Source organism: Streptomyces sclerotialus (genome assembly GCF_040907265.1).
Taxonomy (GTDB): domain Bacteria; phylum Actinomycetota; class Actinomycetes; order Streptomycetales; family Streptomycetaceae; genus Streptomyces; species Streptomyces sclerotialus.
In genome coordinates this window covers 3,271,077-3,289,520 of sequence record NZ_JBFOHP010000002.1, presented here as the reverse complement: position 1 = coordinate 3,289,520, position 18,444 = coordinate 3,271,077, and the positions used below count along the sequence as shown (strand labels likewise).

The window sequence follows — 18,444 nt, the reverse complement described above, 5'->3', positions numbered from 1 at the left end:
ACATGGCGCGCCGTCAAAAGACTCTACGGTCCTTACTGCCCGAGCGGAACGTCCGGTAAGCGTGACTTGACCCACGGGCCGGGTCACGGGGGGCGCACCGATTCATGTGTCCGGGCAACAGGCCCGAACGGCGCGCCTGTCGGGGCGCACCCGAAGGCTGCCCGCCGTCCGATACCCGTACGCGACGAGCCGAGTAACGTACTGGGCTGACGTGCCCAAATCAAGGTCTGTCTTTTCCCCTGGCGTTCCGGTCAAATCTCTCCAACGACCGTTCGTTTCAGGGGAGGACAGCGCACCGTGAGATCCCAGAGATTGCTGTTCAGATCGGCCGCCCTGGCCACGGCAACCGCCGCGATCGGGGCGGCCGTTCTTGCGTCCGGGGCCGCGCAGGCCGACGGCCGTACCACGGCCGCGAGCGCGCCGAACGACCCGGCACCCGCCGAGCGGACGGTGGACCACGACCTCAAGGGCCCGTTCAGCGACCGCCAGGAGGCCCAGCGCGAAGAGGCGCTCCGCCAGGTCATATCCGGCGACGCCAAGGCGACGGAGCGCGGCGGCTCGAAGGTCGTGAAGCTGGGCAAGGAGAAGTACGTCGAGCTGGCCCGGGAGAAGACCGACAAGATCTTCACGATCCTGGTGGAGTTCGGCGACAAGGTCGACGACACCACCATGTACGACCCGGACGGCGACGGCCCCAAGCCGCCGGTGAAGAAGTACGGCGGCGACGCCGGTCCCGCGCACAACCAGATAGCCGAGCCGGACCGTGCGACGGACAACAGCACGGACTGGCAGCCCGACTTCAACCAGCAGCACTACCAGGACCTCTACTTCTCGCACGACAAGAAGAAGGAGTCCCTGGCGAAGTACTACGAGAAGCAGTCCTCGGGCCGCTACTCGGTCGAGGGAGAGGTCTCCGACTGGGTCAAGGTCGACTGGAACGAGGCCCGTTACGGCTCCAACTACTGCGGCCAGACCAACTGCTCCAACGCCTGGGACCTGATCCGGGACGGCGTGAACCGCTGGGCCGCTGACCAGAAGGCCAAGGGCCGTACCGACGCGCAGATCAAGGCGGGCCTCGCCCAGTACGACCAGTGGGACCGCTACGACTTCGACGGCGACGGCAACTTCAACGAGCCGGACGGCTACATCGACCACTTCCAGATCGTGCACGCCGGTGAGGACGAGTCCGCCGGCGGCGGCGTGCAGGGCACCGACGCGATCTGGGCGCACCGCTGGTACGCGTACGGCACCGACGCGGGCCGCACCGGCCCCGGCGAGAACAAGGCCGGCGGCGCGCAGATCGGCTCCACCGGCATCTGGGTCGGCGACTACACGATGCAGCCGGAGAACGGCGGCCTCGGCGTCTTCGCCCACGAGTACGGCCACGACCTGGGCCTGCCGGACGAGTACGACACCGGCGGCACCGGCGAGTCCTCCGTCGACTTCTGGTCGCTGATGTCCTCCGGCTCCTGGCTCGGCGAGGGCAAGGACTCCATCGGCGACCTGCCCGGCGACATGAGCGCCTGGGACAAGCTCCAGCTGGGCTGGCTCAACTACGACACCGCGCGCGCCGCGACGGAGTCCTGGCACAAGCTGGGCGTCGCCGAGTACAACACCAAGCACAAGCAGGCGCTCGTCGTCGAGCTGCCGAAGAAGGCCGTCACCACCTCGGTCGTGAAGCCCGCCGAAGGCTCCAAGCAGTGGTGGAGCGGCATGGGCGACGACCTGAAGAACACCCTCACCCGGTCCGTCGACCTCACCGGAGCGGCCAAGGCGTCCCTGAACCTCAAGGGCTGGTGGGACATCGAGGCGGAGTACGACTACCTGTACGCCGAGGTCTCCACGGACGGCGGCGCCAACTGGACCCCGCTGGACGGCACCGCGAACGGCCGGGCCATCCCGCGCGACGCCGGTGACAAGCCCGCGCTGACCGGCACGGTCGAGGCGTACCAGGACCTCGTCTACCCGCTGGACGCGTACGCGGGCAAGAAGGTCGACCTGCGGTTCCGCTACCAGACCGACGGCGGCGTGGCCCAGAAGGGCTTCGCGGCCGACGGCCTGAGCATCGTGGCCGACGGCAAGCCGCTCTTCACCGACGGCGCCGAGGGCGACGACGCGGGCTGGACCGCCAAGGGCTTCTCGCGCATCGGCGAGTCCTTCACCAAGGACTACGCGCAGTACTACCTCGTCGAGAACCGCCAGTACGTGTCGTACGACAAGACCCTGAAGACCGGCCCGTACAACTTCGGCTGGCCCTCCACCCGGCCGAACTGGGTCGAGCACTTCCCGTTCCAGAACGGCGTGCTGGTCTGGCTCTGGGACACCTCGCAGCCGGACAACAACGTCGGCGAGCACCCGGGTACCGGTCAGATCCTCCCCGTCGACGCGCACCCGAAGGCCACGAAGTGGGCGGACGGCAAGCTCATGCGGAACCGCTTCCAGACCTTCGACTCGACCTTCACCCGGGCCCGTACCGACGCGATCACCCTGCACAAGGACGGCAAGGCGGTGCGCATCCCGTCGCAGAAGGGCGTGACCGTCTTCGACGACCGGTACGGCACCTACTACGACAAGGCGAACCCGACCGGTGGCGTGATCGTTCCTGACACCAACACCCGGATCGAGGTCTCCAAGGAGACCAAGGACGGCTCCACGGTGATCATCGAGGTCGGCCGCGCGGCGAAGAAGTAAGGAAACCCGCAGGTCACAGACGTATCGGCCGCCACCCCCTAGCGGGCGGCGGCCGATCGCGTTTAGATGCCTCCTGCGGCCTCCTTGCTGACACGTAGTCTCACGAGGGGATTCCGACGCGTGCCCTGACCCGGTCCGCGCCGGCCGCACGACCATGCACCGACCGATGCACCGACCATGCACGGGGGAGACATGACCTTGACCGGCTCCGGCTTCATCAGGCTTCCCGGCGGAAGCGTGGTGGTGGCCCTCTCGCTGCCCAGACCGGGCCGCAGCGGCCACCGCGTACGCGTCCTCGTCCACGCCGCGAACCGCCCGCGCGCCCTGACCAGGCTGCGCAACCTCGGGCTGCGCGCCGTCTACCTGCGCGGCAACACCGAGCCGCCCACCCCCGACGAGGTCACGGCCGTGCTCCACCACCCCGACGGGCTGGTCTGGCGCGGCGCACCGGACGACGACACGGAGTCCTGGCACCCGATACGGGCGCTGCTCCGCCCGGCCGTCCCGGAGACGATCGGCCCCCGCTGACGTGCCCCCGAGGGCGGCGCCTCAGCCCCCGCTGACCACCGGCTTGCCGGTCAGCTCGGCCCCCGCCTCCCGCAGCTCGGCGACCGCCGCCTCCGTCGTGTGCGGGGCCACGCCCGCGGTCAGGTCCAGCAGGACCCGGGTGCGGAACCCCTCGCGCACGGCGTCCAGCGCCGTGGCCCGTACGCAGTGGTCCGTGGCGATGCCGACGACGTCGACCTCGGTCACGTCGTGCGCCCGCAGCCACTCCGCCGTCGAGGCGCCGTTCTCGTCCACCCCCTCGAAGCCGCTGTACGCCGCGGTGTACTCGCCCTTGGAGAAGACCGCGTCGATCGCGCCGGAGACGATGGCGGGCGCGAAATTGGGGTGGAAGCCGCTGCCCTCCGTCCCGGCGACGCAGTGCACCGGCCAGCTGTGCTCGTAGTCCGGCCGGCTGGAGAAGTGGTCCCCGGGGTCGATGTGGTGATCACGGGTGGCCACCACGTACTGGTACCCGCCGCCCGCGGCCTCGCCCACCAGGTCGGTGATGGCGGCGGCGATGTCCGAGCCGCCCGCCACGGCGAGGCTGCCGCCCTCACAGAAGTCGTTCTGTACGTCCACGACGATCAATGCCCGGTGCATGGTGCGGCCTTCCGGATGGGAAATGGGGGGAGACGGGTGGCGGCTGGGAAAAATGTGGCGGCTGTGAAACCTGTGGGGGCTACGGCATGCGCTGATGTGACCGAGGGTAGCCACTCACTCGGCATTGCGGGAGTGGGCGCTGCACGGCGGTCGGCGACACACCGGCAGGCCAGAGGCGCAGAGCGGGGCATCGATGCGCCCCGCCGCGCCCCAACCGGCCGAGGGGGGTGCCGGACGCCTGCGTACCGAGGTACCTGGAAAGCCGCCTCAGACGGTCTCCGTCGGCAGCACGGCCTCACCGCGCGACAGCTGCATCGCCGACATCGGCAGGCCGGCCCGCGCCGCGATGTGCCGGTCGCGCGCGGCGTCCAGCGGCTCGCGGGCGACCACCTCGCCGCCGCGCACCAGCGGCACCTGGAGCTGCTGGTCCGCCAGCTCCGCCGGGACCGGCCCCGTGCCGACGACCTCGGCCTCCGCCACGCCGTGCGCGTCCCGGCGCCGCGCTGACCACTTGCGGCCCCCGTGGGACGCCTTGCCGCCCATGGACTTCTTCGCGACCGGCCGCAGCGGCGCGTCGGCGCCGTCGCTGTCGGCGCGCGCGACCAGCTTGTAGACCATCGAGCAGGTGGGGTGCCCGCTGCCGGTGACCAGCTGGGTGCCGACGCCGTACGCGTCCACGGGCGCCGCGGCCAGCGAGGCGATGGCGTACTCGTCCAGGTCGCTGGTGACCACGATCTTCGTGTCCGTCGCGCCCAGCTCGTCCAGCTGCTCGCGCACCCGGTGGGCGAGCAGCAGCAGGTCGCCGGAGTCGATCCGGACGGCGCCCAGGCCGGGCCCGGCCACCTCGACGGCGGTGCGGACGGCCTCGGCGACGTCGTAGGTGTCCACCAGCAGAGTCGTTCCTGCACCCAGGCTGTCGACCTGCGCGGTGAACGCGTCCCGCTCGCTGTCGTGCAGCAGGGTGAAGGCGTGCGCGCTGGTCCCGGCCGTCGGGATGTTGTACCGGAAGCCGGCCGCGAGGTCGGAGGTGGTGTGGAAGCCGCCCACGTACGCGGCCCGGGAGGCGGCCACGGCGGCCAGCTCGTGGGTGCGCCGGGCGCCCATCTCGATCAGCGGGCGCTCACCGGCCGCGACCGACATCCGGGAAGCGGCGGCGGCCACCGCCGAGTCGTGGTTGAGGATCGAGAGGATCACCGTCTCCAGCAGCACCGCCTCGGCGAAGGTGCCCTCGACGCGCAGGATCGGCGAGCCGGGGAAGTAGACCTCGCCCTCGGGGTAGCCCCAGATGTCACCGCTGAAGCGGTAGTCGGCGAGCCACTGGCGGGTCTCCTCGTCGAGGATGCCCCGGTCGGCGAGGAAGCCCAGGATGGTGGAGTCGAAGCGGAAGTTCTCCACCGCGTCCAGCACCCGCCCGGTGCCCGCCACGACGCCGTACCGGCGGCCCTCGGGAAGCCGCCGGGTGAAGACCTCGAAGACCGAGCGGCGGTCGGCGGTCCCGGACCGCAGCGCGGCCTGCAGCATGGTGAGTTCGTACTGGTCGGTGAAGAGCGCAGTCGACGGCACGGCCACCGGCAGCCCCAGGTCTGCTGTGTTCATAGGAAGGATGCTACCTCCCTTACTCGTCACATTGACGATTTCCCTGGGTCGTTTGTGCGCGCGCCCCTCCCGGGTGGCAGCATGGGACCCGTGAGTGTCGCACCGACGGAGATCGAACGTCCTGAAACGACGGAAGCGCCCTTCGAGGCGCCCGAGCCCGATGTCCCCTGGGTGACCGTCGTTCACAATGACCCCGTCAACCTCATGAGTTACGTGACCTACGTGTTCCAGGCGTACTTCGGGTACTCCAAGGAGAAGGCACGCAAGCTCATGCTCGACGTCCACCGGAAGGGCCGCGCGATCGTGTCCAGCGGTACCCGCGAAGAAATGGAGCGCGACGTGCAGGCGATGCACGGTTACGGCCTCTGGGCGACCCTCACGCAGGACCGCTGATGGCCGGCCACTTCGAAGCCCTGCCCGGCGGGGGAGCGGCGGCCGCCTTCGACGAGGTCGAGATCTCCATCCTGCGCAGCCTGGCCGTCCAGCTGATGGAGCTGGTGGGCCCCGGTGACGAGCCCGCCGAGGGCGGGGACCCGCTGGACGCGCTGTTCGCCGAGGGGCCCAGTGAGCCGCCGTCCGACCCGGCGCTGGCCCGGCTCTTCCCCGACGCGTACGGCGGCCCGGACCACGTGCCGGACGACGACGTGCGCGCCGCGTCGGCGGAGTTCCGCCGCTACACCGAGAACGACCTGCGGGCGCGCAAGCGTGAGGACGCGCTCGCCGTGGTCCGCTCCTTGGACGCGTTGTCCGTGGAGGGAGACGGGAAGTCCGAGGGCGCCGTGCTGCGGCTCAAGCCGGACGAGTCCCAGCAGTGGCTGGGGGCGCTGAACGACCTCCGGCTGGCGATCGGCACCCGCCTGGAGGTCACGGACGAGGACGACGGCAGCGGGCTGCTCGGCCTGCCGGACGACGACCCGCGCAAGCCGATGGCGATGGCGTACCTCTGGCTGGGCGGGCTGCAGGAGACCCTGATCGAGACGCTGATGCCCTGACCGGCGGTTTCGTCACCGGTGCGGCACGTCCGACTACGCACGGAGAGGCGTTCGCTCAGCGGATGCTCAAATCCGGATAACGATCGCATGACGGAGCCACTCCGTCTTCCTGCGCCTTTTGAATTTCGTCCTATTTTCCCCGTTGTGCCCCATGGCGCCCCGGTAGTACATCCCAAGTGGTCGTGGTAGAAATCCTCGACCTGCCGTCGGTGACGCCACCCCTGTCGCCGCGGGAGCGCTTCGCCGGCCGACCGTCGGCGTGCAGGACTCCATCCGGGGGGATCGGGACCCGATCCGGACAGACCGGGTCGGAATGGAGAAAGGCGCACCACTCATGACCTCAGCGCAGGTCGACAATCAGCACGGCGTCACCGACGCCGCGGGATCTGCCCCGGAAGAGGGCTATCAGCGCGGTCTGGGAAACCGGCAGATCCAGATGATCGCCATTGGTGGCGCCATCGGAACGGGCCTGTTCCTCGGGGCGGGCAAGGCGATCTCGAAGGCCGGGCCGAGCATCATCCTCGCCTACGCCATCGTCGGGCTCGTCATCTTCTTCATCATGCGGGCCCTGGGCGAGCTGCTCATGTACCGCCCCGTCTCGGGGTCCTTCTCGGAGTACGCCCGCGAGTTCCTCGGCCCCTTCATGGGCTTCGTGACCGGCTGGACGTACTGGCTCTTCTGGGTCGTCACCGGCATCACCGAGGTCACCGCGGCGGCCACCTATGTGCAGTACTGGAACGACGGCATCCCGCAATGGGTGTCGGCACTGGTCTTCACCGTCGCCCTCTTCGGCATCAACCTGATCTCCGTGAAGATCTTCGGTGAGCTGGAGTTCTGGTTCTCCATGGTCAAGGTCACCGCCATCATCGGCATGATCCTGATCGGCCTCGGCGTGATCATCCTCGGTTTCTCCGACGCCGGCGACACCGCCTCCTTCACCCTCCTCTGGGCCGACGGCGGCTTCTTCCCCAAGGGCATCGGCGGCACGCTGATGACCCTGCAGATCGTGATGTTCGCCTTCCTCGCCGTCGAGCTGGTCGGCGTCACCGCCGGTGAGGCCACCGACCCGAAGAAGGTCCTGCCGAAGGCCATCAACACGGTCCCGTGGCGGATCGGCCTCTTCTACATCGGCTCGCTGATCATCATCCTGTCGGTCGTCAGCTGGACCGTCTTCGAGCCGGGCGTCAGCCCCTTCGTCGCGGCCTTCGCCAAGATCGGCCTGCCGGCCGGCGCCGGCATCGTGAACTTCGTCGTGCTCACCGCCGCGCTGTCCTCCTGCAACTCCGGCATGTACTCCACCGGCCGGATGCTGCGCGACCTCTCGCTCAACGGGCAGGGCCCGAAGATCTTCACCTACCTCAGCAAGAACGGCCTGCCCACCCGCGGTACCGCCGTCTCGGTGATGATGATGATGGTCGGCGTCTGGATCAACTACCAGTGGCCGGGTGAGGCCTTCAACTACGTCGTCTCCTTCGCCACCATCTCCGGCATGTGGGCCTGGATCGTCATCCTGCTCTCGCAGCTGCGCTACCGGGCCAAGGCCAACCGCGGCGAGCTGCCGATGTCGGAGTTCAAGGCGATCGGCGCGCCGTACACCTCGGTCTTCGCGCTGGCCTTCATCGCCATGGTCATCGTGATGATGGGCATCGACCCGGACACCCGGATCTCGCTCTACGCGGCGCCCATCTGGGCCCTGATCATGGGCATCGGCTACCTCGTCATCAAGCGCCGGAACCCCGATGTGTTCGCGGCCAAGGGCCCCGGCGGCCTGACGAAGAAGGACTGACCCGCCGGAGCGGCGCATTCCTGCGGTCCAGCATCCGGGCCCGTACGTATCACCTGATGGTACGTACGGGCCCGCTGCTTATTCTGGTCACCATGCTGACCATCACCCGGGCCCTCCACGACCAGATCGTCGAGCACGCCCGCAAGGACCACCCCGATGAGGCGTGCGGCGTCCTGGCGGGCCCGACGCCGGCGCCCGCCGACGGCCGCCCCGAGCGGTTCATCCCGATGCTGAACGCGGCACGGTCGCCCACGTTCTACGAGTTCGACTCCACCGACCTGCTCAAGCTCTACCGCGAGCTGGACGACCGGGACGAGGAGCCCGTCGTGATCTACCACTCGCACACCGCGACCGAGGCCTACCCCTCCCGTACGGACGTCTCGTACGCGAACGAGCCGAACGCGCACTACGTCCTGGTCTCCACCGCCGACACCGACGACGCCGGACCGTTCCAGTTCCGCTCGTTCCGGATCGTCGACGGGGAGATCACCGAGGAGGAGGTCGAGGTCGTCGACGCGTACGCGTGAGGCGTGACGCCCGTCACCTCCCGCACCCGGAAGGCCCCGGCGGCGCACGGCCCGCCGGGGCGCCCCGAATGGGTGCATCCCACATGGTGTGCACCGTCCGTCCGCATCCCGAGACCGGGTTCCAATCCCCGGACCGGGAATCGATACGATGACCGCATGGTTGACCACGACGTGAGCGAGAAGACGCCGGGCTTGCTGCTCGTTGCGCGGCTGCACGTCGACCTGTGCCGCCTCGCCAGCGCGATCTGTCCGCGCTGCGCAGCCGGCTGACCGGTACCGCCTGCCCTGTCGACAGGCGCCCGGCCGAGACGGCCGGCGGGCCCTGAACGTACGCCCCGCCCGCGTCCCAGGACGCCCTCGCCCGACGCGCCGCAGCGGCGCACTCCAGACTCGCTCTCCGGCCCCTTCCGGGAAGCGCCCAGCCAGCCGAAACCAGGAGCATCCTCATGGCCATCGAGGTCCGAATCCCGACCATCCTGCGCACCCACACCGACGGTCAGAAGGCCGTGGAGGGCAGCGGCGACACCCTCGGCGAGCTCTTCGACGACCTGGAGACCCGGCACGCCGGCATCAAGGAGCGCCTGGTCGAGAACGGGCAGCTGCGCCGCTTCGTCAACGTCTACCTGAACGACGAGGACGTCCGCTTCCTCGAAGGCATCACCACGAAGGTCGCCGACGGCGACAGCGTGACGATCCTTCCCGCCGTCGCCGGCGGCTCCCGCTGATGCGGTACGACAGCCCGCTCGCCGCGGTAGGCAACACCCCCCTGGTGCGCCTGCCGCGGCTGTCGCCCTCCGACGACGTACGGATCTGGGCCAAGCTGGAGGACCGCAACCCCACCGGCTCCGTCAAGGACCGTCCCGCGCTGCACATGATCGAGCAGGCGGAGAAGGACGGCCGGCTCACCCCCGGCTGCACGATCCTGGAGCCCACCAGCGGCAACACCGGCATCTCGCTCGCCATGGCGGCCAAGCTCAAGGGCTACCGCATCGTGTGCGTCATGCCGGAGAACACCTCCCAGGAGCGCCGCGAGCTGCTCGCCATGTGGGGCGCGGAGATCATCTCCAGCCCCGCGGCAGGCGGCTCCAACACCGCCGTCCGGGTCGCCAAGGAGCTCTCCGCCGAGCACCCCGACTGGGTGATGCTGTACCAGTACGGCAACCCGGACAACGCGGGCGCCCACTACGCCACCACCGGCCCCGAGATCCTCGCCGACCTGCCCTCCGTCACCCACTTCGTGGCGGGCCTGGGCACCACCGGCACCCTCATGGGCGTCGGCCGCTACCTGCGCGAGCAGGTCCCCGGCGTACAGATCGTGGCCGCCGAGCCGCGCTACGACGACGTGGTCTACGGCCTGCGCAACCTCGACGAGGGCTTCATCCCGGAGCTCTACGACGAGTCCGTGCTGACCACCCGCTTCTCCGTCGGCTCGGCGGACGCGGTGCGCCGCACCCGCGAACTCCTCGCCGAGGAAGGCATCTTCGCGGGCGTCTCCACCGGCGCGGCCCTGCACGCCGCGATCGGCGTCGCGAAGAAGGCCGTCAAGGCGGGCGAGAACGCCGACGTGGTGTTCGTCGTGGCCGACGGCGGCTGGAAGTACCTCTCCACCGGCGTCTACACCGCGGAGAGCACCGAAGCGGCCATCGAGACGCTGCACGGCCAGCTGTGGGCGTGAGTCCGTCCGCACGCTGACGAACCGCTTCCGCGAGGCGCCCGGCCCGTACCGCCGGGCGCCTTCGCGCTGTCCGGGGCGCTGCTGGGGCGGCTAGCGGGCCAGATGCCGGACCTGGTCCCACAGCAGCGGATCCACCGTGCCCGCGCGGCGCCGGAAGTCGGCCACCGCGACCTCCCGCAGCTCGTCCGTCTCCAGGAAGCTCGGCCGGCCCTGCGCATCTCCCACGGTCCCGGGCCGCAGCGGGATCACCCCGGGCCGCTCGTCGTGGTACCGGCTGGTGATCTTCGCGACCAGCGCGGACCCGCCCCGTACGGCCAGTACCAGGCACGGCCGGTCCTTGGCGGCCGCCATGTCCTCGAACGGCACCTTCGCCCACCAGATCTCGCCCGGCTCCGGAGCGCCGCCCCTGCCGGACCGCGTACGGACCGGCAGATCACCGGGGCGCCGCGAGGTACGCCCGGTACCGCGGCCACCGTCCCGGCGCGGCCCGCGCCCGGGCCGCCGGCCGCCGCGCCGCGGGCCCCGGTCCGAGCGGGCCCGCCCGTCGACGACCGCCACCACCAGCGCCAGTACGACCACGGCCAGCACCGCCGGCCACCATGAGGTGTCCACGACCGCCTCCTCGCTCGCCGCCCGGAAGATCTCCCCGCCAGGCGACCGTATATACCGGCCCCCGCCCCTCCCGGCACAAAGGCCCACCCGGACTGGTGATTCCGCCCACAGCTCGCCCCGCTGGAGGAGCCACCGGCCCTTTCGCGCCTTACCCTCGTGGGCACTGCAACGACTGGTACGGACCGGCCGAGCACGGCCCAAGCCCCGCATGGACCCGCCGCACCGCCCCCGCCCACGGAGGTTCACGCCCCTATGAAGCTCACTGTCGTCGGATGCTCGGGGTCGTTCCCTTCGACGGAATCGGCCTGTTCGAGCTACCTCCTGGAGGCCGACGGCTTCAGGCTGCTCATCGACATGGGCAACGGTGCCCTCGGCGAGCTGCAGCGCCACTGCGGTCTCTACGACCTCGACGCGGTACTCCTCTCGCACCTGCACGCCGATCACTGCATCGACCTCTGCGGCTACTTCGTGGTGCGCTACTACCGCCCCGACGGCGGCCGCTGCGCCCCGATGCCGGTGTACGGCCCGGCCGGAACGGAACGGCGGCTCACCGCGGCCCACGCCGACCTCCCCACCGACCACGCCATGAGCGAGGTCTTCGACTTCCGCACGCTGGCCCCCGGCACCTTCACCGTCGGCCCGTTCACGATCCGTACGGCAGAGGTCAGCCACCCCGTGGAGGCGTACGGCTTCCGCATCGAGCACGACGGCCGGTCGCTCACGTACTCCGGCGACACCGGCGTCTGCGAGTCACTGCACACGCTCGCCGAGGACACCGATTTCTTCCTGTGCGAGGCGTCCTTCACGCACGGCAAGGAGGACATCCCCGACCTGCACCTCAACGGCCGGGAGGCGGGCGAACACGCGGCGCGGGCCCGCGTCGGCCGCCTGGTCCTCACCCACATCCCCCCGTGGACCGACCCCGGCATCAGCCTCCGCGACGCCCAGGAGGTCTTCGACGGTCCCGTGGAGGTCGCCAAGGCGGGCGCCGTCTACAAGATCTGACGTGCCATGGGGAAGGCCCCGGGACCGACGTACGGTTCCGGGGCCTTCTTCATGAGACCGGGGCCTCCTCCATGAGAGGTGCGGGCTCACGCCCTGCGGCTCACGCCTTCGTGAGGTCCTCGACCTCCTCCTCGGGCTCGCGGCCCGGGGTGGCGAGGTTGAACTTCTGGATGACGAACCGGAACACGACGTAGTAGATCGCCGCGAAGACCAGGCCGATCGGGATGATCAGCCAGGGCTTGGTGGCGAGGTGCCAGTTCAGCGCGTAGTCGATGAAGCCGGCCGAGAAGGTGAAGCCGGCGTGCACGCCGAACGCCCAGGTGATGGCCATCGAAATGGCGGTCAGCACGGCGTGCACCGCGTACAGCACCGGTGCGATGAACATGAACGCGAACTCGATCGGCTCGGTGATGCCGGTGACGAACGAGGTCAGACCGAGCGAGACCATCATGCCCAGGACCACCTTGCGGCGCTCCGGACGGGCGGCGTGCGCCATGGCCAGCGCGGCGGCCGGCAGGCCGAACATCATGATGGGGAAGAAGCCGGAGGTGAACTGGCCGGCGGTCGGGTCGCCCGCGAAGAAGCGGTTGATGTCGCCGTGCACGACCTTACCGGCCGCGTCGGTGAAGTCGCCGAGCTGGAACCACGACACGGTGTTCACGAACTGGTGCATGCCGATCGGGATCAGCGCACGGTTGATCAGTCCGAAGAGGCCGGCGCCGACGGCGCCGAGGCCGGTCATCCACTCGCCGAAGGCCGAGATCGCGTTGCCGACCGGCTCCCAGACCAGCAGGAAGAGCACGCCGACCGCGGTGCCGACGAAGGCCATGATGATCGGTACCAGCCGGCGGCCGTTGAAGAAGCCGAGCCAGTCCACCAGCTTCGTACGGTGGAAGCGCTGCCACAGGACCGCGGCGAGCAGGCCCATGACGATGCCGCCGAGCACGCCGGGGTTGTTGACGACCGGCTCGACCCACTTGCCCTTCTCGATGTGGCCCTCCTCGACGGGGAAGGCCTTGAGGACGTTGCTGTAGACCAGGAAGCCGACCAGGGCGGCCAGTGCCGTGGAGCCGTCGGCCTTCTTCGCGAAGCCGATGGCCACGCCTATGCAGAACAGCAGCGGCAGGTTGTCGAAGACCGCGCCGCCGGCCGCGGCGAAGACCTTCGACACGGCCATCCAGTTCAGGCCCTTGTCACCGAAGACGTCGGGCTGGCCGAGCCGGTTGAGGATGCCCGCTGCGGGCAGGACGGCGATCGGCAGCTGGAGGCTGCGGCCGATCTTCTGCAGGCCCTGGAACAGGCCGGAGCCCCGCTTCTTCGCGGGAGCCGCCTTGTCGGCGGTGGCCGTACTCATCGGATTCCTCCTGGTGAGGCGGGCCCGGGGGAAAGGGGCGGCCCGCTAGTATGGTCTACACCACTGAGTGGTTTAGACCATACTTAGCATGTCGTCACCAGATAAAGGAATCCGTTCTTCCTGATCGTTACGGCGCCACGCGGAACGGCTCCGGAATCCATTGTTCCGGAGCCGGACACCGACCACGCAGGGCAGTCCCTACTTCACGTTCTGCTGCTCCATCGACTCGCCCACGTCCTCCGGTTCACGGCCCGGCGTCGCCAGATCGAACTTGGTGATCACGAAGCGGAAGACCGCGTAATAGACCACAGCGAAACACAGGCCGATCGGAATGATCAGCCACGGCTTGGTCGCCAGCCCCCAGTTGATGACGTAGTCGATCAGGCCCGCCGAGAAACTGAACCCGTCGTGCACCCCCAGCGCCCAGGTCACCGCCATCGACACACCCGTCAGCACCGCGTGCAGCGCGTACAGCACCGGGGCCACGAACAGGAACGAGTACTCGATCGGTTCCGTGATCCCCGTGACGAACGACGTCAGGCCGACCGACAGCATCATTCCCGCGATCTCCTTGCGCCGGTGCCGCTTCGCGCAATGCGTGATCGCCAGCGCCGCCGCCGGCAGCGCGAACATCATGATCGGGAAAAACCCGGACGTGAACTGGCCCGCACTCGGATCACCCGCCAGGAACCGGTTGATGTCACCGTGCACCACCGTCCCGTCCGGCTTGGTGAAGTCACCGAACTGGAACCACATGAACGTATTCAGGAACTGGTGCATGCCGATGACCAGCAGCGCACGGTTGGCCACACCGAAGATCCCGGAACCCGTCGCGCCCAGGTCCACCATCCACCTGCTGAAACTCGTCAGCGCGTCACCGATCGGCGGCCACACGAACAGGCAGACCACCGCGAAGGCCAGCGCCACGAACGACATGATGATCGGCACCAGCCGGCGGCCGTTGAAGAAGCCCAGCCAGTCCACCAGCTTCGTACGGTGGTACCGCTGCCAGAACCACGCCGACAGCAGCCCGATCACGATGCCGCCGAACACCCCCGGATTCTGGTACGTCGCCGGCGCCCCCGTACCGTCCTTCGCCACGCACGCGCCGCCCAGCGGCCCGCCGCTCACGAACGTCGTGCCGCCCGCGCAGTCCTCCGGGAACTGGTGCAGCACGAAGTAGTACACGAGGAAGCCCGCCACCGCCGCCAGCGCCGTCGATCCGTCCGCCTTCTTCGCCATGCCGATCGCGACGCCGACACAGAACAGCATCGGCAGCCCGAGCGAGGAGTCCAGCAGCGCGCTGCCCGCGCCCATGAACACCTTCGCCACGTCCTCCCAGCCCAGCCCGTCCGCGCCGAAGACGTCCGGCTGCCCCAGCCGGTTCAGGATGCCCGCCGCCGGCAGCACCGCGATCGGCAGCTGCAGGCTGCGCCCCATCTTCTGCAGGCCCTGGAACAGCCCGCCGCCCCACTTCCGCTTCGGCACCGCCGCCGCGTCCGAACTCATCCGCAACCTCCCGGCCGCCGGCCCCGCGACGGCCGGCTACTGCTTGCCGCATACTGGTGGTGTAGACCATTCGTAGTGGCGCTACGGGACCTCTCCTGACGCGCCACCGGGTGGTCGCCATCATTCGCCAGGCAGCGGACGAACGCCCGTCCAACAGGGCTGAACGTGCGTTACCGTGTGAAATCCTTCGGCACAACCGCCGACGGCCGAGACAAGCAGGAGTGGACATGGCCAGCAAGGCTGAGAAGATCGTCGCCGGGCTCGGTGGCCTCGACAACATCGAAGAGGTCGAAGGCTGCATCACCCGCCTCCGCACCGAGGTCGTCGACCCCTCCCTCGTCGACGAGGCCGCCCTCAAGGCCGCCGGCGCCCACGGCGTCGTGAAGATGGGCACCGCGATCCAGGTCGTCATCGGCACCGACGCCGACCCCATCGCCGCCGACATCGAAGACATGATGTGAGCCGAGCCCACGGCTCCCGCCGCTGAGCCTTACGGCTCGCGCCGCGCTCCCGCCGAGGCCCCTTCCGCACGTGCCCACGCACCGGAACGGGGCCTCCGGCATTCCCGATAGGGTCGACCTCATGTCTCGTATCGACGGCCGCACCCCCCAACAGCTCCGCCCCGTCACCATCGAACGCGGATGGAGCAAGCACGCCGAGGGCTCCGTCCTCATCTCCTTCGGCGACACCAAGGTCTTCTGCACCGCCTCCGTCACCGAAGGCGTACCCCGCTGGCGCAAGGGCAGCGGCGAAGGCTGGGTCACCGCCGAGTACTCCATGCTCCCGCGCTCCACCAACACCCGCGGCGACCGCGAGTCCGTCCGCGGCAAGATCGGCGGCCGCACCCACGAGATCTCCCGCCTCATCGGCCGCTCGCTGCGCGCCGTCATCGACTACAAGGCCCTCGGCGAGAACACCATCGTCCTGGACTGCGACGTCCTCCAGGCCGACGGCGGCACCCGTACCGCCGCCATCACCGGCGCGTACGTGGCGCTCGCCGACGCCGTCACCTGGGCCCAGGGCAAGAAGCTCATCAAGGCCGGCCGCAAGCCGCTGACCGGCACGGTCTCCGCCGTCTCCGTCGGCATCGTCGACGGCACCCCGCTCCTCGACCTCTGCTACGAGGAGGACGTCCGCGCCGAGACCGACATGAACGTCGTCTGCACCGGCGACGGCCGCTTCGTCGAGGTCCAGGGCACCGCCGAGGCCGAGCCCTTCGCCCGCGACGAGCTCAACGCCCTCCTCGACCTCGCCGTCGCCGGCTGCACGGACCTGGACAAGGCCCAGCGCGAGGCACTGGCCCAGACGCTCTGAGGCGTACCGGGTCACCGGGGCGGCGGACCACCGGGGCGGCGGACCACCGGGGCGGTGGGCCGCCGGGGCCGGGCGCGGGGCGGCACCTCCTCGTCCCCGCCCCTCCCGGTGATCTGTGACGTTCCCCTCGTGGGATCTGCATCTCTAGGAATGGCTGCAGCGCAGGCGCAAGGTGGGACATGCGCCCCGTATCTCCCCGTACCGCTGCGGGGTGCCCGTCCCCAGCTCCCCACGACGAGGAACGCCACGTCATGTCTGCTGAAGCCGCTGCCGCCGCCCTCGACGCGCCTGCCGCCCGCACCGGCGGCCCCAAGGACGACAAGCCCTGGATGGAACACCTCGTCGGCTGGACCCTCGTGGTGGTCCTGGCCATGTTCCTGACCCAGACCGGCCTCATCACCGGACTTACCTGACCTTTCGTCTCGATCCGGCGGCGTCGGCAACCAAAACCGGGCCCCGAGCGTTCCTTCCTTTACCTGTTCATTGCCAAGGGAGGGCCCCGTCCATGTCCGCGTACCGCTTCGCCCGCCGCCGCCGAACCCCCGGTTCCGGCCCCGCCGTGCGGCCCGCCCGCCGTACGGCCGTGACCGCCGCCTCGGCCGTGGCGGCCATCACCCTGGCCGTTCCCGTGCTCTCCGGCTGCGGGGCCGTGGAGACGGCCCTGGACTGCGCCCAGACCGCCGCCACCGTCGGAAAGAACGTCGACGAGCTCCAGCAGGCCTTCTCCGGCGGCGCCGAGAACCCCGCGGAGGCCCAGCAGGCCCTCGACAAGATCGACAAGAACCTCGACGAGCTCGGCGACACGAGCGACAACGCCGATATCGGCAAGGCCGTCGACGACCTCTCCCGCGGCGTCAAGGACGCCCAGCAGGCCCTGGACCAGGGCAAGACCCCCGACACCGCGCCCATCGAAGCCGCCGCCTCGGAGCTGACCAAGATCTGCACCCCGGGCTGAGCCGTGGGCTGCCCGCCCGGGTGAGTGAGGCGCGTACGAGGTGCGTCCGGGAACCCACACCCACCTCGTACGCGCGGCCGCCCGAGCGGGCCCCGGGTGTCGCCCGCCCCGCCGGGCGTCCCGGCCACGGGTGGCCGGGATAATCGCTCACCATGAAGCACCAGCGCCTGATCCTCGCCACCCGCAACGCCGGCAAAATCACCGAACTCCGCGCCATCCTCACCGCGGCCGACCTCGACATCGATCTGGTCGGCGCCGACGCGTACCCCGAGGTCCCCGACGTCAAGGAGACCGGTGTCACGTTCGCCGAGAACGCCCTCCTCAAGGCCCACGCGCTCGCGCAGGCCACCGGCCACCCCGCCGTCGCCGACGACTCCGGCCTCTGCGTGGACGTACTGGGCGGCGCGCCCGGCATCTTCTCCGCCCGCTGGGCCGGCCGGCACGGCGACGACCAGGCCAACCTGGACCTGCTCCTCGCCCAGCTCTCCGACATCGCCGACGAGCACCGCGCGGCCCACTTCGCCTGCGCCGCGGCCCTCGCCCTCCCGGACGGCACGGAGCGCGTCGTCGAGGGCAAGCTCGAAGGCACCCTCCGCCGCGCCCCCGCCGGCTCCGGCGGCTTCGGCTACGACCCGATCCTCCAGGTCGAGGGCGACACCCGCACCTGCGCCGAACTGACGGCAGACGAGAAGAACGCCATCTCCCACCGGGGCAAGGCCTTCCGCGCCCTCGCCCCGGTGGTCCGGGAACTGCTGGGCTGAGCCCGTCTCCACTCAACGACGAAGGCCCCCGGCCTCCGCTGATACGGAGGTCGGGGGCCTGGCTTAGGTAAGTAAAACCAGTGCGGCGGAAGGGATTCGAACCCTCAAGCCCTTCACGGGCCACAGATCCTAAGTCTGCTGCGTCGCCGTTGCGCCACCGCCGCCAGCCGCCAGCCATGGTACCGGCTGGCGGCTGACGGTGATGTCACCACCTAGGTCACTGTCCGGTCCGGCGCCGAGCACCTCCCCTGCACCAGGTATGGGTGACCGCATGGCAGTTGGGCAGAGGAGGCGCAGATTCTCCAGGCGGTTGTCCCGCCCTCCAGCCGGTCGGGAGGTGTACGGCGGGCGTTGGCCGGGACCTGTTCCGCGAGGAGGTCTTCGAGGGGGCGCCGTCGACGCGGGCCGCGCTCCGTACGTCCGGTCGCGCTGAAGTGCGACGTGTCGTGGGTGTAGGGGCCGGCAGGCATGGTTCCTCCCCCCGTGCGGCCGTCAGACGTGGCGGCCGATTGTTCTGGTGT

At 69.8% G+C, this 18,444-nt stretch carries 20 protein-coding genes and 1 tRNA gene; 15 read left to right on the top strand and 6 right to left on the bottom strand.

Going from position 1 to position 18,444, the window contains the following annotated elements:
- Positions 1-297 precede the first annotated feature (297 nt).
- Both AAC944_RS14610 and AAC944_RS14605 read left to right on the top strand, forming a co-directional pair.
- Positions 298-2,691: an immune inhibitor A domain-containing protein gene (locus AAC944_RS14610; protein WP_030614381.1), complete on the top strand. Its 2,394-nt coding sequence runs from the start codon at positions 298-300 to the stop codon at positions 2,689-2,691.
- A 192-nt stretch (positions 2,692-2,883) separates the two neighbouring features.
- The gene (locus AAC944_RS14605; RefSeq protein ID WP_030614379.1) at positions 2,884-3,219 is read left to right on the top strand and encodes a hypothetical protein; all 336 of its coding nucleotides are present in this window, start codon (positions 2,884-2,886) and stop codon (positions 3,217-3,219) included.
- A 21-nt stretch (positions 3,220-3,240) separates the two neighbouring features.
- Here the strand turns inward: AAC944_RS14605 and AAC944_RS14600 are convergent, their stop codons facing one another.
- On the bottom strand, positions 3,241-3,837 hold the full coding sequence (locus AAC944_RS14600) for an isochorismatase family protein (RefSeq protein ID WP_030614376.1): 597 nt from the start codon (positions 3,835-3,837) through the stop codon (positions 3,241-3,243).
- Positions 3,838-4,104: 267 nt separating this feature from the next.
- Positions 4,105-5,433, bottom strand: coding sequence for a nicotinate phosphoribosyltransferase (locus tag AAC944_RS14595; RefSeq protein ID WP_030614371.1), 1,329 nt, complete (start codon positions 5,431-5,433; stop codon positions 4,105-4,107).
- A gap of 81 nt (positions 5,434-5,514) precedes the next feature.
- Between AAC944_RS14595 and clpS the strand changes: the two genes are divergently transcribed.
- The 7 genes from clpS (at position 5,515) to AAC944_RS14560 (ending at position 10,413) form a co-directional block, all read left to right on the top strand.
- Positions 5,515-5,826: an ATP-dependent Clp protease adapter ClpS gene (gene clpS, locus AAC944_RS14590; RefSeq protein ID WP_030614367.1), complete on the top strand. Its 312-nt coding sequence runs from the start codon at positions 5,515-5,517 to the stop codon at positions 5,824-5,826.
- The gene (locus AAC944_RS14585) at positions 5,826-6,425 is read left to right on the top strand and encodes a DUF2017 domain-containing protein (protein WP_030614364.1); all 600 of its coding nucleotides are present in this window, start codon (positions 5,826-5,828) and stop codon (positions 6,423-6,425) included. Before clpS ends, AAC944_RS14585 begins: the two co-directional genes overlap by 1 nt.
- 334 nt (positions 6,426-6,759) lie before the next feature.
- Positions 6,760-8,211 (top strand): amino acid permease, encoded by a 1,452-nt coding sequence (locus tag AAC944_RS14580; RefSeq protein WP_030614361.1) that lies wholly within the window; start codon positions 6,760-6,762, stop codon positions 8,209-8,211.
- A gap of 92 nt (positions 8,212-8,303) precedes the next feature.
- Positions 8,304-8,738 carry a M67 family metallopeptidase gene (locus AAC944_RS14575; protein WP_030614358.1) on the top strand — a complete coding sequence of 145 codons (435 nt, stop codon included), beginning with the start codon at positions 8,304-8,306 and terminating at the stop codon, positions 8,736-8,738.
- A gap of 156 nt (positions 8,739-8,894) precedes the next feature.
- Positions 8,895-9,008, top strand: a complete 114-nt coding sequence (locus AAC944_RS14570) for a putative leader peptide (RefSeq protein ID WP_368397191.1) — start codon at positions 8,895-8,897, stop codon at positions 9,006-9,008.
- 176 nt (positions 9,009-9,184) lie between these two features.
- The gene (locus AAC944_RS14565; protein WP_030614354.1) at positions 9,185-9,463 is read left to right on the top strand and encodes a MoaD/ThiS family protein; all 279 of its coding nucleotides are present in this window, start codon (positions 9,185-9,187) and stop codon (positions 9,461-9,463) included.
- Entirely contained in the window at positions 9,463-10,413 is a 951-nt protein-coding gene (locus tag AAC944_RS14560) for a PLP-dependent cysteine synthase family protein (RefSeq protein WP_030614352.1), read from the top strand. Before AAC944_RS14565 ends, AAC944_RS14560 begins: the two co-directional genes overlap by 1 nt.
- Positions 10,414-10,503: 90 nt before the next feature.
- Here AAC944_RS14560 and AAC944_RS14555 read toward each other — a convergent pair whose 3' ends face one another.
- Positions 10,504-11,025, bottom strand: coding sequence for a type II toxin-antitoxin system PemK/MazF family toxin (locus AAC944_RS14555; RefSeq protein WP_030614348.1), 522 nt, complete (start codon positions 11,023-11,025; stop codon positions 10,504-10,506).
- 252 nt (positions 11,026-11,277) lie between these two features.
- On the opposite strand from AAC944_RS14555, the gene AAC944_RS14550 reads away from it, so the two are divergent.
- Positions 11,278-12,030, top strand: a complete 753-nt coding sequence (locus AAC944_RS14550) for an MBL fold metallo-hydrolase (RefSeq protein WP_030614345.1) — start codon at positions 11,278-11,280, stop codon at positions 12,028-12,030.
- Positions 12,031-12,130: 100 nt separating this feature from the next.
- Here AAC944_RS14550 and AAC944_RS14545 read toward each other — a convergent pair whose 3' ends face one another.
- Together AAC944_RS14545 and AAC944_RS14540 are read right to left on the bottom strand one after the other, a co-directional pair.
- A complete protein-coding gene (locus AAC944_RS14545; protein ID WP_030614342.1) occupies positions 12,131-13,384 on the bottom strand; it encodes a PTS transporter subunit EIIC in 1,254 nt (417 codons plus the stop codon).
- A gap of 198 nt (positions 13,385-13,582) precedes the next feature.
- Positions 13,583-14,893, bottom strand: coding sequence for a PTS transporter subunit EIIC (locus tag AAC944_RS14540; protein ID WP_030614338.1), 1,311 nt, complete (start codon positions 14,891-14,893; stop codon positions 13,583-13,585).
- Positions 14,894-15,120: 227 nt separating this feature from the next.
- On the opposite strand from AAC944_RS14540, the gene AAC944_RS14535 reads away from it, so the two are divergent.
- The 5 genes from AAC944_RS14535 (at position 15,121) to AAC944_RS14515 (ending at position 17,923) form a co-directional block, all read left to right on the top strand.
- Positions 15,121-15,354 (top strand): PTS sugar transporter subunit IIB, encoded by a 234-nt coding sequence (locus tag AAC944_RS14535; protein WP_030250235.1) that lies wholly within the window; start codon positions 15,121-15,123, stop codon positions 15,352-15,354.
- Between the two features lie 121 nt (positions 15,355-15,475).
- Complete coding sequence (gene rph, locus AAC944_RS14530; protein ID WP_030614335.1) at positions 15,476-16,207, top strand: ribonuclease PH; 732 nt, start codon at positions 15,476-15,478, stop codon at positions 16,205-16,207.
- A 251-nt stretch (positions 16,208-16,458) separates the two neighbouring features.
- The gene (locus tag AAC944_RS14525) at positions 16,459-16,620 is read left to right on the top strand and encodes an SCO1431 family membrane protein (protein WP_107054140.1); all 162 of its coding nucleotides are present in this window, start codon (positions 16,459-16,461) and stop codon (positions 16,618-16,620) included.
- A 92-nt stretch (positions 16,621-16,712) separates the two neighbouring features.
- Complete coding sequence (locus AAC944_RS14520; protein WP_368397190.1) at positions 16,713-17,162, top strand: hypothetical protein; 450 nt, start codon at positions 16,713-16,715, stop codon at positions 17,160-17,162.
- A 152-nt stretch (positions 17,163-17,314) separates the two neighbouring features.
- Positions 17,315-17,923 (top strand): XTP/dITP diphosphatase, encoded by a 609-nt coding sequence (locus AAC944_RS14515; RefSeq protein ID WP_030614329.1) that lies wholly within the window; start codon positions 17,315-17,317, stop codon positions 17,921-17,923.
- 81 nt (positions 17,924-18,004) lie between these two features.
- Here AAC944_RS14515 and AAC944_RS14510 read toward each other — a convergent pair.
- A tRNA-Leu gene (locus AAC944_RS14510) sits at positions 18,005-18,087 on the bottom strand.
- Positions 18,088-18,444: the final 357 nt, after the last annotated feature.